The following is a 15,618-nucleotide window of genomic DNA, read 5'->3' as shown; positions in this document are numbered from 1 at the left end:
TCATTGCATTATTATTAACTAAGCTCATTAACAAACGTTGCAAAATGAATGAAAACAATACCGAAACCGCCAATCGGTTGTTTGACCATATCAAAAAATTAGAATCCTACTGCTCGAAACAGAATTACAGAGGTTACTCTTTGTATGACTCACATAATTCCGTAATTCCATTTGAGAAGTTCGGGCATTGGATTTCCTTTCTAACGAACCAGGTAGTGAAACGGTCGCCGATCAATTTACGAAGACTCTTAGGAGTGAAAAAGGGGATTAACCCAAAAGGGATGGGTCTTTTGTTGCATAGTTATTCTTTATTGATAGAGTCTGAAACTGTTGATATACCACAAATTGAAAACAAGGCGAAGGAAATTTTTCAATGGCTTTATGATCATAGAAGTGAAGGATACAGTGGGGCTTGCTGGGGATACAATTATGATTGGCCTCGAAGCGATAGATCCATATTTCATGCTTTTACACCCAGTGTAGTGGTTACTGCTTTCATTGCACGCGGACTTATGGCTTATTACCGGGTCAGTCGAGACGAAAGGGTCAAGGAGTTGATTAAATCTGCAACCTCTTTTGTTAAAAATGACGTGCATTGTACTACTTTTGAAGGGCATTCCAGGTGCTATTCATACACTCCGGTTCAAAGAGATCTGGTTATCAACGCGAATTTGCTTGCTGCGGAGATATTAGCTTATGACGATGAGCTTTCGGATACCCAGGAGCACTTGCCAATCGTCAAGGAAGTACTCCAGTATACTTTGAATACACAAAATGAAGATGGCTCGTGGTACTACAGTCATTCTCCGGATACGGGCAAGCCTAAAAAACAGATCGATTTTCATCAAGGTTATGTAATAGACTCGATAGACATTCTAACCAAGATCTATAATCTCTCTGATGGTAATTATCAGGAGGCGATCAAAAACGGGCTGAGCTATTACAGGGAAAAACAATTTCATACAGATGGATACGCCTATTGGCGAATACCTAAGGTTTATCCTGTAGATATTCATAACCAAAGCCAGGGTATTATCTCGCTAGCCCGGTTTAGAGCGATAGAAAAGCAAAATCTTGGACAGTCCCTAAATGTTTACAAATGGACTATTCAAAACATGAGAGCCACTTCCGGTCGATTCTACTACCAGAAATACGCCTGGTTTACAAATCGAACAGACTACTTTAGATGGAATCAGTGCTGGATGTTGTTGGCGATGGTCAAACTTTATCTGGCTTTAAAACAGTAAGAAATGAAGGCCTTAGTCGACATAGGACACCCCGCTCATGTGCATTACTTCAAAAATTTCATCCGTATTTTTCAGGAACAAGGTAATGAAGTATTAGTTACAGCAAGAAGCAAAGAGATCAGCCACGAACTATTGAAGCTGGCAAATATCCCTTTTGTCTCGAGAGGCAAAGGGAGTAACGGAGCTTTAGGCAAACTACTCTATATCGCAAAAGGTGACTGGATCATCTATAGAGAAGCTCGAAAGTTCAAACCAGACATTTTTCTAAGCTTCAGTTCCCCCTATGCAGCACACGTCTCTTCGTTGATGGGAAAACCGCACATCGCCTTCGATGATACAGAACATGCCAAACTTGGGCGGCTGCTTTACAGACCATTTACCGATTTAGTATTGAGCCCCAAAGCTTACAACGGAAAGATCAGTAAAAAGCAAAAACTGTTTGATGGGTACATGGAATTGTGTTATCTGCATCCAAATTATTTCTCACCTAATCCTGACATCAAAGACCTGATGGGGTTAAAACCCGATGAGAAGTTTTGTTTGTTTCGATTTGTCTCATGGAATGCAAACCATGATTTGGGACACAATGGCATCAATCTGGAGATGAAGCGCAAGATGGTTCACGAGTTATCTAAGATTTTGAAGGTCTTTATCTCCTCTGAGATGGAACTGCCGGATGACCTTAAGCCATACCAATTTAATGCACCTATTGACCGTATGCACGAGGCGTTATATTATGCGGACCTGGTTTTGGGAGAAAGTGCCACTATGGCCTCAGAATCCGCCTTACTCGGAACTCCCGCGATTTACCTGGATGATATTGGAAGAGGGTACACAGACGATTTAGAAACACATGGGCTGGTCTGGAATTTCACTGAAAGTATTGAGGATCAGGAAAAATCGTTAGAATGCGCCATTGAGATCCTTCAGAAAGCCGAGATGATGAAAGCGTTTAATGAAAATCATCGAAAGTTAATCGCTAACAAAATTGATGTTACACAGTATTTACTTGAGGAAGTGACCAACCAGTTGAACAAATAGATTATCCAACGAAAATGTAGAGGGATATTGTTGGAGAACATGTATATTCGTACTGATTTTGAATGGTGTCGCCACATTTTTCAAAGCCATGCAAATTATCAACGCCAACACGCCACTAGAATCTGGGGATACGACTGACCCCATGCTGCTTCTTGACTTCAGGGAAGAACAAGAAGTGATAACGTTAGACCGTAGTATTCAGACTACTGAGGTACGGGATATACAAAACCGAAAGGATGTAGATCGCTTATTCTATGATCTTAACCAGGAACTTAAGGTATCTGACTACATTCAGGTTTCGTTCAGAAGCTTACAAGGCAGAAGAAATCTACTGCACAGGAAGTTCACGCCACTTTTAGGAACTATTTGGTTCTATACTTTTGATTTCTTAGTTTATCGAATCCTGGCCAGACTGAAAAGGACTAGAAAAATATTTCTGTTCTTGACAAAAGGTAAGAATCAGGCGATTTCAACTTCTGAGGGGCTGGGTAGAATTGCCTCTTGTAATTTCAAAATCGTAACCTATATATCCAGAGATGGGTTTACGCATGTTCTTGCTAAGAAGGTGGAAAATCAAAATACGATACCTCGTAGTAATCAAGGAATGATTATTGGTTTGTCAAGAGTTGGATATCAAGGGAAGTTGATCAAAGTTTATAAGCTTCGAACGATGAGGCCTTATTCAGAATTTTTGCAAACTTACCTTATTGAAAACCACGGTATGGAAAAAGGAGATAAAATCATCAACGATTTTCGTATAGCTCGTTGGGGAGAGTTATTAAGAAAAGTATGGTTGGATGAAATTCCTATGATTTGGAATTTCCTTAAGGGTGATTTGAAACTGGTTGGTGTCCGCCCATTAAGCAAAGCCAAGTTCAGTGTGTATCCTGAATCCTTACAAAAGCTTAGGATAAAAGCAAAACCAGGTTTACTCCCCCCCTATTACGCAGATCTTCCAACTACACCTGAAGGCTTTTTCGAATCAGAAGAAATTTATACTAATTCCTATCTAGAAAACCCTTTATCAACGGATTTTAAATATTTTCTTAAAATCGTCAGAAATATTATTTGGAGAGGAGCCAGAAGTAAATGATCTAAAGGAGTAGAGATGTCCTTAAATCTCAAATTTCGAATTTGTTAGGATCGCTTAACGCAGCTTATTCAAAATTTCAAATTTTACCTGCGTACTTACATATTTTATAATTTCTTTTGCCTAATAAATCATTGACTGAGTGTTAAAACTTATCGAAATAGGTATTTATGGCCAATATGACATCTGATGTTAACAATAATTATTCAATAATGAACCGGTAGATGGTTAAAAAGGGATTGAAGCAACTTTATTCTCGTTTAAAATACAGCGGGCGCCAAAAGTACTTTTGTATTGGTAAGAATAAAACCGGAACGACTAGTTTGAAGGTGCTTTTTCAAAAACTAGGATACAAAGTTGGAAATCAGCAAGAAGCTGAAATGCTTGTGTTTGATTGGGCAAAAAGGGATTTTAGAAAAATTATTGACTATTCAACTTACGCAGGAGAAGTATTCCAAGACATTCCATTTAGTCTCCCGGAAACCTATAAAATTTTAGATCAGCAATTTCCTGATGCGAAATTTATTTTAACTGAAAGAGATAGTCCTGAAGCCTGGTATAAGTCATTGGTAAATTTCCATACAAAACTATGGGGTGTCGATGGAAATTTACCCACTAAAGAGCATTTAATGAAGGCAACGTATCGATATCCAGGATTTGCATGGGACGCTGTACGTCTTACCCGGAACAACCTGTCGGAAACCGACCTTTACAATAAAGAATCACTGATTCAGGATTACGTCACTTACAATAATGAAGTAAAAAATTATTTTGAAGGACAGGATGATAAATTGCTCGTATTGAACCTTAAGGAAAAGGAGGCAACCTCAAAAATCTCAGAATTTCTCGGGATTGTGCCAATTCAAGAGATACCTTGGGAAAACAAAGGCACATCAGGTAACTAGAAACTGGTTGAAGTACATGATAATTACAAATGATTTTGTTCTTTTGAATAATCCTAAAACGGGAAGCACTTATTGTCGGAAGATCATTAAACAGTTGTATAAGGACATGCCCAGATGGAAAGTACATTTAGGACTCACACTAGATGAAAAATACTTTTTAGAGCTTAAGTCACCGAATTTATCTTTCCCTGATCGCCCTAAAAATCAGCATGGAAGGTTCAGTCAAATACCCAAAAAGTATCAAAACATTAAAGTGGTTTCGGTTGTCCGAAATCCATATGATAAACTTATTTCAGCATATGAATACAAATATCACCTGAAGAGACGTCCATCCCCGGAAATCTTGGAAAAAGCAAGAATTTCTGATTTAGAGAAAATTTCTATTGACCAATTTGTTCTTATCAACTCGATTTCCATTGAAATGCAATATCCATCTTTGCAGGGAAAGGAAGTTGGGTCTCAAACGATTCGATTTATGGAAATGTTCTTTAAGAAGCCCGAAGAGGCCATTTCTAAAATATGTACTGAATATTTTGAAAGCAGGGCTTATAAATCGGATATGGCGGTTACCACTTTTTTTGATCAAAGAAACTTAAAATCAGATTTATTTTCCTTCCTTCGATCTGTTGGAAATTACGATGAAGAACAACTTATACTCCTTGAAAATACTCCCGCCATCAATAAGAATAAGAATAGGACCCCCTCCGAGCAATTTGTATGGAGTGATTATTCAAAATCTTCCGTACAATACGGGGAAAGATTTCTATTTCTCATGTTGAAAGACATGGGCTTCAACTATGATTCTATTTAGTTTCTATGATACCTGTAACCAAACCTTTTTTTCCTAATAGCGACGCTTATAAAAGGTACATAGACCAAATATGGGCTAATGAATGGATCACCAATAATGGTTATTTCGTAAAGAAATTCGAAAGTGAACTCGGTAAAGAATTAAACACACAGAACCCAATATTGGTAAGTAATGGCACTATTGCTATACAAATGTGTATAAAGGCGCTAAACTTAACAGGAGAAATCATTACCACCCCATTTACCTATGTGGCGACAACCAGCAGTATAGTATGGGAAAACTGCAAGCCTGTTTTTGCGGATATTGATGAAAATACGTTAAACATCGATCCTTCAAAAGTTGAGTCTTTAGTCAGTGGAAAAACTTCGGCCATTATTGCTACTCATTGTTTTGGCAATGCTTGTGATATTGAAGCCTTGGTAAGCATCTGCGATAAACATGGCATAGCTTTAATTTTTGATGCAGCACACTGTTTTGGAACGCTTTATAATGGGAAAAGCATTTTTGAGTTTGGAGACTTATCAACCTGTAGCTTGCATGCAACAAAGCTGATGCACTGTGGTGAAGGAGGCCTCATATTTTCGAATAATACTGATAAATATGAGCAATTGAAGTATATACGTAATTTTGGGCATGATGGTCCTGAGAATTTTCATGGACTAGGAATTAACGGTAAAACTTCAGAATTGCATGCTGCTTTAGGTTTGTGTGTCCTGGAAGAGCTACCGGCGATCTTAAGTTCCAGAAAGAAGCAAAGTGAGATTTATGATGATCTTTTACAGGGACTAGAAGTGACAAGGCCTATTGTTTCTGCAAAATGTGAACCCAATTATTCTTATTATCCAATTATTTTTCCGACAATGGAAGCTTGTTTGAAAGCTAGAGACCTACTTGCAGATTCGGGTATTCAGGCTCGCAGGTATTTCTTTCCTTCATTGAATAAACTAAACTATATTGAGGCTCAGGAAGTACCTTCCTCAGAGTCAATTTCATCGAGAATCTTAAGCTTACCACTTTATTTCAATCTGCCTTTCGAGATTCAAAAACAAATCGCTGGAACTTTGATGTCTATGTAATTACGATGCTTCCAAAAGATTAGAATGATAAAAGTAGGTAGGTAATGTCGCTTAAAAAACAAGGAGCAAAAAGTGTTAAATGGAATTTCATTCAAAACATTATTCTCCAGTTTTTCACTGTTCTTACCACCATAATTCTAACAAGATTTCTTCTTCCAGAAGATTTCGGATTGGTTGCTATTATTTCTGTTTTTCTAACTGTTGGTAAAGCAGTCATTGATGGTGGGTTAACTGCCTCCCTAATCAGAGATAATGAGGCAGATGATGAAGATTACTCGACGGTCTTCTTCACAAATTTGGGCATCAGTTTTCTTCTTTACGGTTTGATCTTTATCGCTGCCAATGATGTCGCTGAGTTTTATGAGGATGATCGATTGGTTGCTTTATTGAGAATACTTTCCATCAACTTAATATTCTCTGGCTTTTCTGTCGTTCAGGAAAAACTCTTGATCAAAGAACTGAAATTCAAGAAGCTTGCCGTTATGAAATTACCCGGTATTTTAATTGGTTCCGCCGGGGGTATCATAGGGGCTATTTATGGTCTTGAGTTTTGGGCAATCATAGTTAGGGAACTTCTTAATAAAGGAATTGATACCGTTGTTTTCTGGTCTAAATCAAAATGGAAACCAGAACTACGATTTAGTGTGCCTAAGTTTAAACATCACTTTAACTTCGGTTATAAACTCCTACTTACGAACATTCTAAATACGCTTTTTACAGAGATTTATTCTTTAATCATAGGCAAGTTCTTTTCTATCTCTGTTTTAGGCTACTTCAACAGGGCCGAGAAATACAATCAACTTCCGAGGAAAACAATCACAAACGTGATTTCTACCACCACGTTTCCGATTTTATCTAAAATACAGGATGACCAGAAAAAAGTTAGTGATTTCTACAAAAAGCTAATTATGGGCCTGTTCTTTGTGTTGGCACCAACATTCATGTTGTTAGGGATTATTGCAAAACCTTTGTTCGTGCTGCTACTCACAGAACGATGGATAGATATGATATCTTATTTCAAGATCATTGTCTTTGCCAGCATGATTCATCCGGTTATTCAAGTAAACGGCAATGTGTTCAAGGTTTTCGGTAGGACAGATCTTACCCTAAAGCTGGCGCTGTATTCTAAAATACTAGTGGTGATGAATTTAGTGGTTGGGTGGCTATTTGGGATTACTTATCTGTTGTGGGCACGAGTCATTAGTTCTTATATTTCCTTTTTTCTGAGATCACATTTCAGCTCGAAATTGACACAATATACAACGCTGCAGCAGATGAAAGACATAAGCCCTACTTTGATTACTGCCATTGCAATGTATCTATTTGGTTCTACTGCTATCGAGTTCATCGAAGATTATTCGAGATTGGCACAAATTGGGATATTAATTGTTACTTCGCTACCATTCTACATTTTTTGCAATTGGATAATTAAGAATCAGGCTTTGAAGATTTTTTTAGAACTTAGCACTCCAGTTTTTCAGTCTTTCCTCAAGGGAAAGAAAGGATAATACTGTATAAAATAAAAGGAGCGGATAGATGCTGGAAAAATTTGTGGAGGAGTATCAAAAGGTACCGTTAAATGAATATGCCAACAAAGTATATGATGATGGCTGTTTGTTGACAGTTAGGGTTACCACCTATAATCACGGTAGCTTTATTGCAGCGTGTTTGGATTCAATTTTAGCACAACGAACCAACTTTAAGTATCAAATATTGATCATGGAAGATGATTCTGGTGATCATACAAGGGATATCTGTAAAGAGTATGCCGATAGGTTTCCAGAAAAGATCAGGTTGATCCTAAATAGCAGAGAAAACAACATTCAGATCAATGGAAAGCCGACAGGACTTTTCAACTCCGTCTATTCATACCTGATTATTAATACGCCTTACATTGCAATTATTGAAGGAGATGATCTCTGGACAGACCCTGAGAATTTACAGAAGAAGGTAGATGTGCTTGAAAAAAATAAGGAATTAAGTTTTTGTTTTAGTGATGGTGTGAAGTTTTCTGAGTCATCCGAAATAACCGAAGCAAAGTTAATGCTTGGTCTGGGAGAAAGTCGAACAATGGGAAAATCACAGGCCATATCCATTGCGATACCGACGGCTTCTTTGGTTTTCAGAAATATAGTTGAAGATAAGGTCCATGAAGAGACTTTTCAAATCTTTCATGCCGATTTGCTTCTCCGAAGTAAGCTGCTTCACTATGGTCAGGGATATTTTTTGTCGAATGTAAAACCTATAGGAAGACGCATACATGAAGGTGGAAGTTTTTCATCTTTACGTCAAGACGAAAAACTTGATGGAATGATCCAAACAAGGAAAAAAATCCTTGAATATTTTGATAGGAAAGGATGGGAGAGTGATTTTGTTTTCGATGATTTGTGTCGCGTGCTGAAGAAAAAGATACGATGGCAAATCACAAACCTGAAACCGAGTATAGGGTCAATTATTGAGTATTTTAGACTTTCCTTGAATATTCACCCAAAATTCAGGAAATAGTTTAACCTCGGAATGATCTTCGGGATCGGAAGATCCAGATTAAGGTTATCGTACCATCAGTCTTCATCATTTACTGATAGCTTCCATCGCTCTTGTATGAAAACAATTATCAACTTTTGTCCAACGGGTATGATTCCCACTAAATCTCAGACGGAGTGTGTGCCAACATCACCTGACGAGATCATTGAACAGACCCATGAGGCATATGAGTTAGGTATTACCATAGTTCATTTACATGCCAGGGATTCAAATGAGGTTCCGACCTATAAGAAATCGATCTATCACAAAATTATTGAAGGTGTCCGCGCTCATTGTCCTGGCCTAATTATTTGTTGCAGCACTTCAGGAAGAAATTATCCGTCATTTGAACATAGGTCTGAAGTAATTGAATTGCAACCTGATATGTGTTCTTTGACATTATCTTCATTGAACTTTATCAAAACTGCTTCAGTAAACTCACCAACGATCATCGAACAATTATTGGATATGATGATCCGGTACGGCGTTCATCCTGAGTTAGAATGCTTCGATATGGGAATGATCAATTTCGGCAAATATTTAATCGGGAAAAAAGAACTTACCGGTCCTTGTTATTGGAACTTATTATTTGGGAATATTGCTGGCCTTCAGGCTAGTTTTAGTCAGATTGGGACCGCTTTAGCTGAAGTCCCTGATGGACATTTTATCGCCCTTGCCGGATTAGGGAGCTACCAATTACAAGTCAATGCATACGCCGTGGCGGCGGGATTAGGTGTAAGGGTTGGGCTAGAAGATAACATTTGGTTTGATAAGGGCAAGACACTTAAAGCGACGAATTTAAGTTTACTTCAAAGGATACACACGCTGATGAATATCCATGAAAAAAAACTGATGCCGAGTCGGGAATTAGGTTTGTATAATAGAAAAAATGGTTAAAGATCCCTTAAATATATTGGGTTGTGTCCCCTCTTTGCTCAATATACTTATTGAACTCGCCAATGAAGCAAGACATTACACTGAATTTAAGGTCATTCAAAACATTCCTGTTGATCTCACTGGGACTTATGTAATGCTGGAGGAATGGAATGTGAAGTACATGGAATTCAGCAAGGACTCAATAAAACTGTCACCTAAAGACCACTTTGCCTTATCTGTGGTCGGTACGAACTCTAAAAAACAAGTCTACGAGTTTTTTAAAAATCATATTCAAATGCCAGAGGAACAATTTTTGAATATGATCCACCCTACATCATATGTCTCCCGGTCAGTTAAGTTGAGCCATGGATTGCAAATGGAACCATTGTGCAGTATTTCATCTTGTTCCTCTATCGGAGCATTCGTAAACATAAAAAGGAATAGCACTATTGGACACCATTGTGAAATTGGGGATTATTCGACGATAAACCCTGGTGTAGCCATCAGTGGTGAAGTCATTATAGGAAAACAGACCATGATCGGGACAGGAACGGTGATCAAAGATCGTATATCCGTTGGGAATAACTGTATCATAGGTGTTGGAAGTGTGGTTGTTAAAGATATTCCGGACAATTCAATAGCCTATGGGAATCCTTGTGTGGTACATAAAATCAACAAGAAAAACTAACCCAAAGACATTATTTCCTTTCCTGGATAACTCTTGCAGGATTTCCCACTACAACTGAATTGGAGTCTACGTCCTGTAGAACTACAGCGCCAGCACCAATTAGAGAATAATCACCGATATTGACCTTTTCGCGGATGGTCGCATTACTCCCGATATGAACGGCCTTTCCTACTCGAACATTTGCTCCGATCACTCCATTTGTTGCGACGTGTGCAAAGCGCTCAAGTGTACTGTCGTGCCCAACAAATGAATTAGGTAATAAAATACAGTTGTCTTCTAATGTTGTGTCCGGCGAAAGTTGACTTAACGGGGACATCATGACACCATTACCAATATGACAAAACCCCCGAGGGATAATGGCCGTGGGATGAATTAGGTTTGCGTATCTGTCTGCCGGGATTTTTAGTGATTCAATTTTTTCAAAAGTCTCCTTCTCTTTCGATAAGCCTACATAGGCAATGAAGATTTCAGTATTATCTTCTTTTAATAATGATTCTAAATCATCTGTTCTCCCTATAACCGGAATTTTATTGTACTTCCCGATCGAGGAGCCCACTTCAACTACATCATTTAAGAATCCTTTTACTTTGTAATTGCCAAGATCATGTGCGACCGATGCGGCAATCATGCCGATTCCACTTCCTCCAAGTATTACAAGATTCTTCATCTTTTAGAATTTTTTGATTCAATCTTACGGTTTCTTTCCAAAACGCCCTCCGCAAGTGTCACCATAGGCGGCCCTATAAACTTATTGTTCTTTATAGCCACACCAACATTATTTTTTTTGCTTTCATTGTACAATTGTATGGTGTCAAGAGCATCATTTACCTCTTCAGGGGTAGGTGAGAAATATTGATGAACAATAGGAAGTTCTTTAGGGTTTAGCACGAGCATTCCTTCAAAGCCTAAGTTTCTGGCGATCTTCAAGTTTCTTTCCAGATCACCAAGATCATGTACTTTGATATGGACCGTATCAACGGGGATCACATTATTAGCCCGGGCAGCCATCGCAATTAAAGCTCGAGGAACAAACAGACTCATTCCCTCTGCATCATGAATCCCTTCTAAATCTGCAACGAAATCTTCACACCCATAAGCAACGGCCACAACTCTATCCGAACAAGCACAAATTTCATTAATATTGACGACAGCAGCGGAAGTTTCAATCAAAGCTATGATCTTGAAATGGCCTTTTTCAATTCCCTTTTCAAATTCAATCGTTTCCAATAGTTTGTCGAAGAAATATATATCCTGAGCTGTTCGGGATTTCGGATACATGAATCCAGCAATACCCGGAATGGTCAATTGATAAACATCTTTAAGTAATTGACCACTTTCTCTATCATTGACCCTGGGGAAAATTGATCGACCTTCAAATCGACCATCATTCAGATACTGCTTTATTAGGTCCCGTGCCACTTGTTTTGATTCCTCGGGTTGGACGGAATCCTCTAAATCCAGCAAAAGAACATCTGCATCGGATCTACTGGCGCTATTTAATAACCGCTCGTTATGTCCAGGAACGAACATCAAACTACGCATTAAATATGGATTTTTCATGCTTTTCTTTTAACTAATACTTTTCTTCTGAAGCTCATCACTACTACTTCCTTTTGATTGGTAACTACGGTCTCCACGTATACAATTCCTCGATCATTTTTGGATTTTGATGGTATTAAATCAAGCACCTCAGTTTTAGCATATATCGTATCATTGATAAAAGTCGGATGGAGGTGCTTGATCGACTCATAGCCCAAATTGGCAATGGCTTTTCCACTTATATCTGGAACTGTAAGTCCCACAGCTAATGAAAAAACCAGAGTGCCGACTACTAGAATTTTTCCATGTTCATTTTGTTCAGCATAGTGACTATTTAAGTGAACTGGATGATGATTCATCGTTAATAAGGAAAAGAAATTATTGTCGCTCTCGAAGATTGTTTTTGAAGTTTGGTGATTGATAATCGATCCTTTTTCAAAATCTTCAAAATATCTTCCAAATCCATTATTTACAGTCATGAACTATTAGTTTAATTGAGTTGAATGCTTAATAAATATTAAGTCACTTGAATCCTTGTCCAGAGATGTTTTGGTTGGTGTAAAAATACTTGATTCCCCTGGTACATTAAGTTCGGGAAATGCCAGAAGGTAAAAAAATATCAACATTGATTAATAGAAAATATTCCCAAAGTTCTATCTACTGAATACAATCTCATATATGTGGTGCGAAGATCTTTAATTTTTAAGTGATATTATCGCTGAAGTACATCATTTGATTTAGATTCGTAATTTGATTCTTCGGGAAATTACTCAATAAATTAAATATGCTTTCCTTCGGTTTGGAAACTATTGCTTAATTGGGCTACCGAAGAATATAAATAACTTCGAACATCAGTTGGGAAGTTAAGCTTAGACAATATAATAACCTGTAACTCTTCGTGACGTAGATGAAAATAGCGATCATGCAGCCCTATTTTTTGCCATACATAGGGTACTTTCAGCTTATAAGCTCCGTCGATAAATTTGTTTCTTACAGTATAGTTGATTATCGTAAATCCAGTTGGATCAACAGAAATAGAGTTATCAATTATTCGAATCAAAATGTCTCATACATAGGCTATCCTATTAGAAAATTTCGTAGTGGAACGATCATTTCTAATGTTCAGATTAATGAATTTTCAGACTGGAGGACAGGAGCAAGAAAATTCATATTCCATAACTATAAGAGGTCTCCATTTTTCGATGAAATTTTCCATGTATATGAATCTATATTGGAGAATTCCTCAGAATATGTGGCGGAACTAAATAATCATGCCATTAAGTCAATTTGTTCTTTTTTGGATATCAAGACAGTTATCGAGGAGAACAACAAGCCATATGAGGAAATTGAGGAAAAATTAAAAAGTGATATAGAAAGCGGTTTGCCACCTATGACCGCACGTATCGCTGGAATTTGCGCATATGAAGAGGCTTCTCATTACATCAATCCTATTGGTGGGCAAGGTCTATACAAGCCAGAAGATTTTCAAAAATTTGGAGTCGATCTGTCATTTTTAAAAGTCAATGATCTGAATTATGATCAGCACCTGGATGTTTTCCACCCTAATTTATCAATTCTAGATGTCTTATTCCATAATGGGAGAGAGAAGGTGAAGTCAATGCTTTCGGAGTTCGAGCTAATCACTTAGGTATGCAGGAACTAATAGATGCTTTAATTGCGGAGAGGAAATTGTATTTCAAACAGTGGACTTTCGATCAACCGGTGGTCATCAGTCATGAACATCATCATCAGATCGAAAAGTTACAGAAACTTCTTAGTCGGTTGATCATGCATTTTGTGTCTGAGTATGACAAATACAGTCACTTGATGCCTCTGGATAAAACTGTGACAGAGGTTTTGGACCTATATAAAGGGAAACCTTACAAATGCGGTACTTTTCGTACGGATTTCATCTATGACGAATCAGATCAGATGAAGTTGCTGGAAATTACCTGTCGTTTTGCTTTTAACGGATACTTTCAGCAAGCGATTTTTGAACAAATGTCAAAGGATTATTTGAAGGTTCAACGTTCGAATGTAGCTACCGAACATCCTTATGATGAACTCTTTGGCTACCTATTCCCCTCTATTTCAAAATATAACAAGCTAATCGTCTTGCAAGGCGAGGATCAAAAAAACGAGTCCAAATTGATTGCACCATATCTCTCAAAGATAGGTGTTGAATTGATTCGTGTTCCTTATCAGGAAGCCTCAACATTGAATGCTAATTTAGAGACAAGTATTATTTTATCGGAATTGGGATTCGATGAAATCCTGGCGATGGAAAAGTCAGTGCTCTCAAGGATGATCCAGCATAATTTCTGGAACGATTTGCGAACAGTTTTTCTAATTCACGATAAACGTTTTTTCTCAGTTCTTTATAACGACTCCTTTAGAAAGGATGTGTTGTCTTCACAAGAAGACGAATTTTTTAAGTCATTTCTATTGCCATCGTATAATTATGCTGTTGGCAGTGACATATGGCGTGAGGCGAGGGATAACCGAAGTTGTTGGATTATGAAGAGTTCCTCTCTTGGAAAGAGTCAGGGGGTTTATGCCGGGGCATTGACATCAGAGGAAGAATGGCACCAGCTGTTTGCCTCAAATGCAAAGGAACAGATGGTATTGCAAAAATGGGTTCCAACTACCCGGGTTTCGGGCACAATTGGAAGCCAAAAATACCATGACTACTTGACGGGAACACTATTATTTCTTGATGATCAATATTTTGGATTAGGTGAGTTTCGCACCTCTTCATATCCGATTACTAATAAAGTGGATCATCGGAAAGCATTTTCAGTCACGTTAAGGGAGACAGTTGAACCTGATTTTCAATATTTAAAATTCATATAGTTTTTGAGAATATGTTAATACTTGAAAGCATTAAGAAAGAATATTCCCATTTGCTTCCGAAAGATGAGGATATTCTCTTTTACAAAAAACACGGCTGGTATACGTCACCTGTGATGCTTGATGATATGGTAATTAAGGAAGCACTGGACGGTACTCAGGAATTCTATAGAGGAGAAATCGATAAAGAGGTCTTACACCAAAGAATTGCTTCCAGTGTTGATAATCAGGAAGGAACATTATTCAACGATGAGTTTGTCACATTGCAAAAGGAATCTCTTGCAAATGCGGGATTTCATCCCTTAGTCGTGGCAACAGCTGCCATTCTTGCTGAAACCGATGAAATCAGACTTTTTGCTGATTCCCTGCTCACTAAGAAACCATCTTCTGACCGTTCAATCAACACGGTAGGTTGGCATTCCGATAAAGCATACTGGCCCACCTGCACGTCCAATAATATGTTAACAGCTTGGATTCCTCTCCAGGATTGCACATTGGACATGGGGCCTCTATTTCACATCGATGAGAGTCATCGTTGGAGGACTGATGATCAAGTCAAGAAATATTTCAACTTCACAAATATGGATCTTTCCGGATTCCAAGAGTACCTACAATCCGATCGACCCGAAGCGAAAGAAGTCCCCATGTTACTGAAAAAAGGACAGGTAAGTTTCCATAACTGTCATACGATTCATGCCAGCCGATCAAACCTCAGTAGTAGAGATAGAATCGCATTGGCAATACATTTTCAGGATGCAACAAATAAATACCAGCAAGTATTTAAACCCAATGGGGATCTCATTCGAATAGGTTACGATTATCTTTGCAGAGAAGATGCCGCTGGTAATCCTGATTATAGAGACCCGAGCATATTTCCTACACTCTTAAAATCTAACAAGTAATTCAATATCAGATCTGTCGACAGATGTAGTTGTTTTACTGTTCGTTTCCAGCTATTTTATTTCTTAGACA

General features: G+C 38.0%; 16 protein-coding genes. 13 read left to right on the top strand and 3 right to left on the bottom strand.

Annotated features, from left to right (window positions below):
• Positions 1 to 44 precede the first annotated feature (44 nt).
• The 10 genes from R8G66_13015 (at position 45) to R8G66_12970 (ending at position 10,257) form a co-directional block, all read left to right on the top strand.
• A complete protein-coding gene (locus R8G66_13015) occupies positions 45 to 1,247 on the top strand; it encodes a hypothetical protein (GenBank protein MDW3193285.1) in 1,203 nt (400 codons plus the stop codon).
• Between the two features lie 3 nt (positions 1,248 to 1,250).
• Complete coding sequence (locus R8G66_13010) at positions 1,251 to 2,288, top strand: DUF354 domain-containing protein (protein MDW3193284.1); 1,038 nt, start codon at positions 1,251 to 1,253, stop codon at positions 2,286 to 2,288.
• Positions 2,289 to 2,376: 88 nt separating this feature from the next.
• Entirely contained in the window at positions 2,377 to 3,381 is a 1,005-nt protein-coding gene (locus tag R8G66_13005; protein ID MDW3193283.1) for a sugar transferase, read from the top strand.
• Between the two features lie 221 nt (positions 3,382 to 3,602).
• Positions 3,603 to 4,283 carry a sulfotransferase gene (locus tag R8G66_13000; GenBank protein MDW3193282.1) on the top strand — a complete coding sequence of 227 codons (681 nt, stop codon included), beginning with the start codon at positions 3,603 to 3,605 and terminating at the stop codon, positions 4,281 to 4,283.
• A 16-nt stretch (positions 4,284 to 4,299) separates the two neighbouring features.
• Positions 4,300 to 5,094 (top strand): hypothetical protein, encoded by a 795-nt coding sequence (locus tag R8G66_12995; GenBank protein ID MDW3193281.1) that lies wholly within the window; start codon positions 4,300 to 4,302, stop codon positions 5,092 to 5,094.
• Positions 5,095 to 5,099: 5 nt separating this feature from the next.
• Positions 5,100 to 6,170 (top strand): DegT/DnrJ/EryC1/StrS family aminotransferase, encoded by a 1,071-nt coding sequence (locus R8G66_12990; protein MDW3193280.1) that lies wholly within the window; start codon positions 5,100 to 5,102, stop codon positions 6,168 to 6,170.
• Between the two features lie 44 nt (positions 6,171 to 6,214).
• A complete protein-coding gene (locus R8G66_12985; protein ID MDW3193279.1) occupies positions 6,215 to 7,678 on the top strand; it encodes a lipopolysaccharide biosynthesis protein in 1,464 nt (487 codons plus the stop codon).
• Positions 7,679 to 7,706: 28 nt separating this feature from the next.
• Entirely contained in the window at positions 7,707 to 8,675 is a 969-nt protein-coding gene (locus R8G66_12980) for a glycosyltransferase family 2 protein (GenBank protein MDW3193278.1), read from the top strand.
• Between the two features lie 96 nt (positions 8,676 to 8,771).
• Complete coding sequence (locus tag R8G66_12975; GenBank protein ID MDW3193277.1) at positions 8,772 to 9,590, top strand: 3-keto-5-aminohexanoate cleavage protein; 819 nt, start codon at positions 8,772 to 8,774, stop codon at positions 9,588 to 9,590.
• Positions 9,583 to 10,257: a hypothetical protein gene (locus R8G66_12970; GenBank protein MDW3193276.1), complete on the top strand. Its 675-nt coding sequence runs from the start codon at positions 9,583 to 9,585 to the stop codon at positions 10,255 to 10,257. Before R8G66_12975 ends, R8G66_12970 begins: the two co-directional genes overlap by 8 nt.
• A gap of 10 nt (positions 10,258 to 10,267) precedes the next feature.
• Here the strand turns inward: R8G66_12970 and R8G66_12965 are convergent, their stop codons facing one another.
• The 3 genes from R8G66_12965 to R8G66_12955 are packed head-to-tail and all read right to left on the bottom strand — an operon-like array spanning position 10,268 to position 12,275.
• Positions 10,268 to 10,924 carry a NeuD/PglB/VioB family sugar acetyltransferase gene (locus R8G66_12965; GenBank protein ID MDW3193275.1) on the bottom strand — a complete coding sequence of 219 codons (657 nt, stop codon included), beginning with the start codon at positions 10,922 to 10,924 and terminating at the stop codon, positions 10,268 to 10,270.
• Positions 10,921 to 11,817 carry a CoA ester lyase gene (locus tag R8G66_12960; GenBank protein ID MDW3193274.1) on the bottom strand — a complete coding sequence of 299 codons (897 nt, stop codon included), beginning with the start codon at positions 11,815 to 11,817 and terminating at the stop codon, positions 10,921 to 10,923. Before R8G66_12960 ends, R8G66_12965 begins: the two co-directional genes overlap by 4 nt.
• Positions 11,814 to 12,275 (bottom strand): MaoC family dehydratase, encoded by a 462-nt coding sequence (locus R8G66_12955; GenBank protein MDW3193273.1) that lies wholly within the window; start codon positions 12,273 to 12,275, stop codon positions 11,814 to 11,816. The genes R8G66_12960 and R8G66_12955 overlap by 4 nt, the downstream gene beginning before the upstream one ends.
• A gap of 443 nt (positions 12,276 to 12,718) precedes the next feature.
• Here R8G66_12955 and R8G66_12950 point away from each other — a divergent pair, with 443 nt between their 5' ends.
• The 3 genes from R8G66_12950 (at position 12,719) to R8G66_12940 (ending at position 15,548) form a co-directional block, all read left to right on the top strand.
• A complete protein-coding gene (locus R8G66_12950; GenBank protein ID MDW3193272.1) occupies positions 12,719 to 13,444 on the top strand; it encodes a WbqC family protein in 726 nt (241 codons plus the stop codon).
• 284 nt (positions 13,445 to 13,728) lie between these two features.
• Positions 13,729 to 14,649 carry a hypothetical protein gene (locus R8G66_12945; GenBank protein MDW3193271.1) on the top strand — a complete coding sequence of 307 codons (921 nt, stop codon included), beginning with the start codon at positions 13,729 to 13,731 and terminating at the stop codon, positions 14,647 to 14,649.
• Positions 14,650 to 14,660: 11 nt separating this feature from the next.
• The gene (locus R8G66_12940) at positions 14,661 to 15,548 is read left to right on the top strand and encodes a phytanoyl-CoA dioxygenase family protein (GenBank protein MDW3193270.1); all 888 of its coding nucleotides are present in this window, start codon (positions 14,661 to 14,663) and stop codon (positions 15,546 to 15,548) included.
• Positions 15,549 to 15,618 lie beyond the last annotated feature (70 nt).

Source organism: Cytophagales bacterium, from assembly GCA_033344775.1.
In the GTDB taxonomy this organism is placed as follows: Bacteria; Bacteroidota; Bacteroidia; order Cytophagales; family Cyclobacteriaceae; genus JAWPMT01.
The sequence above is the reverse complement of the archived record's forward strand: the minus strand, read 5'-3'. Positions and strand labels throughout refer to the sequence as shown.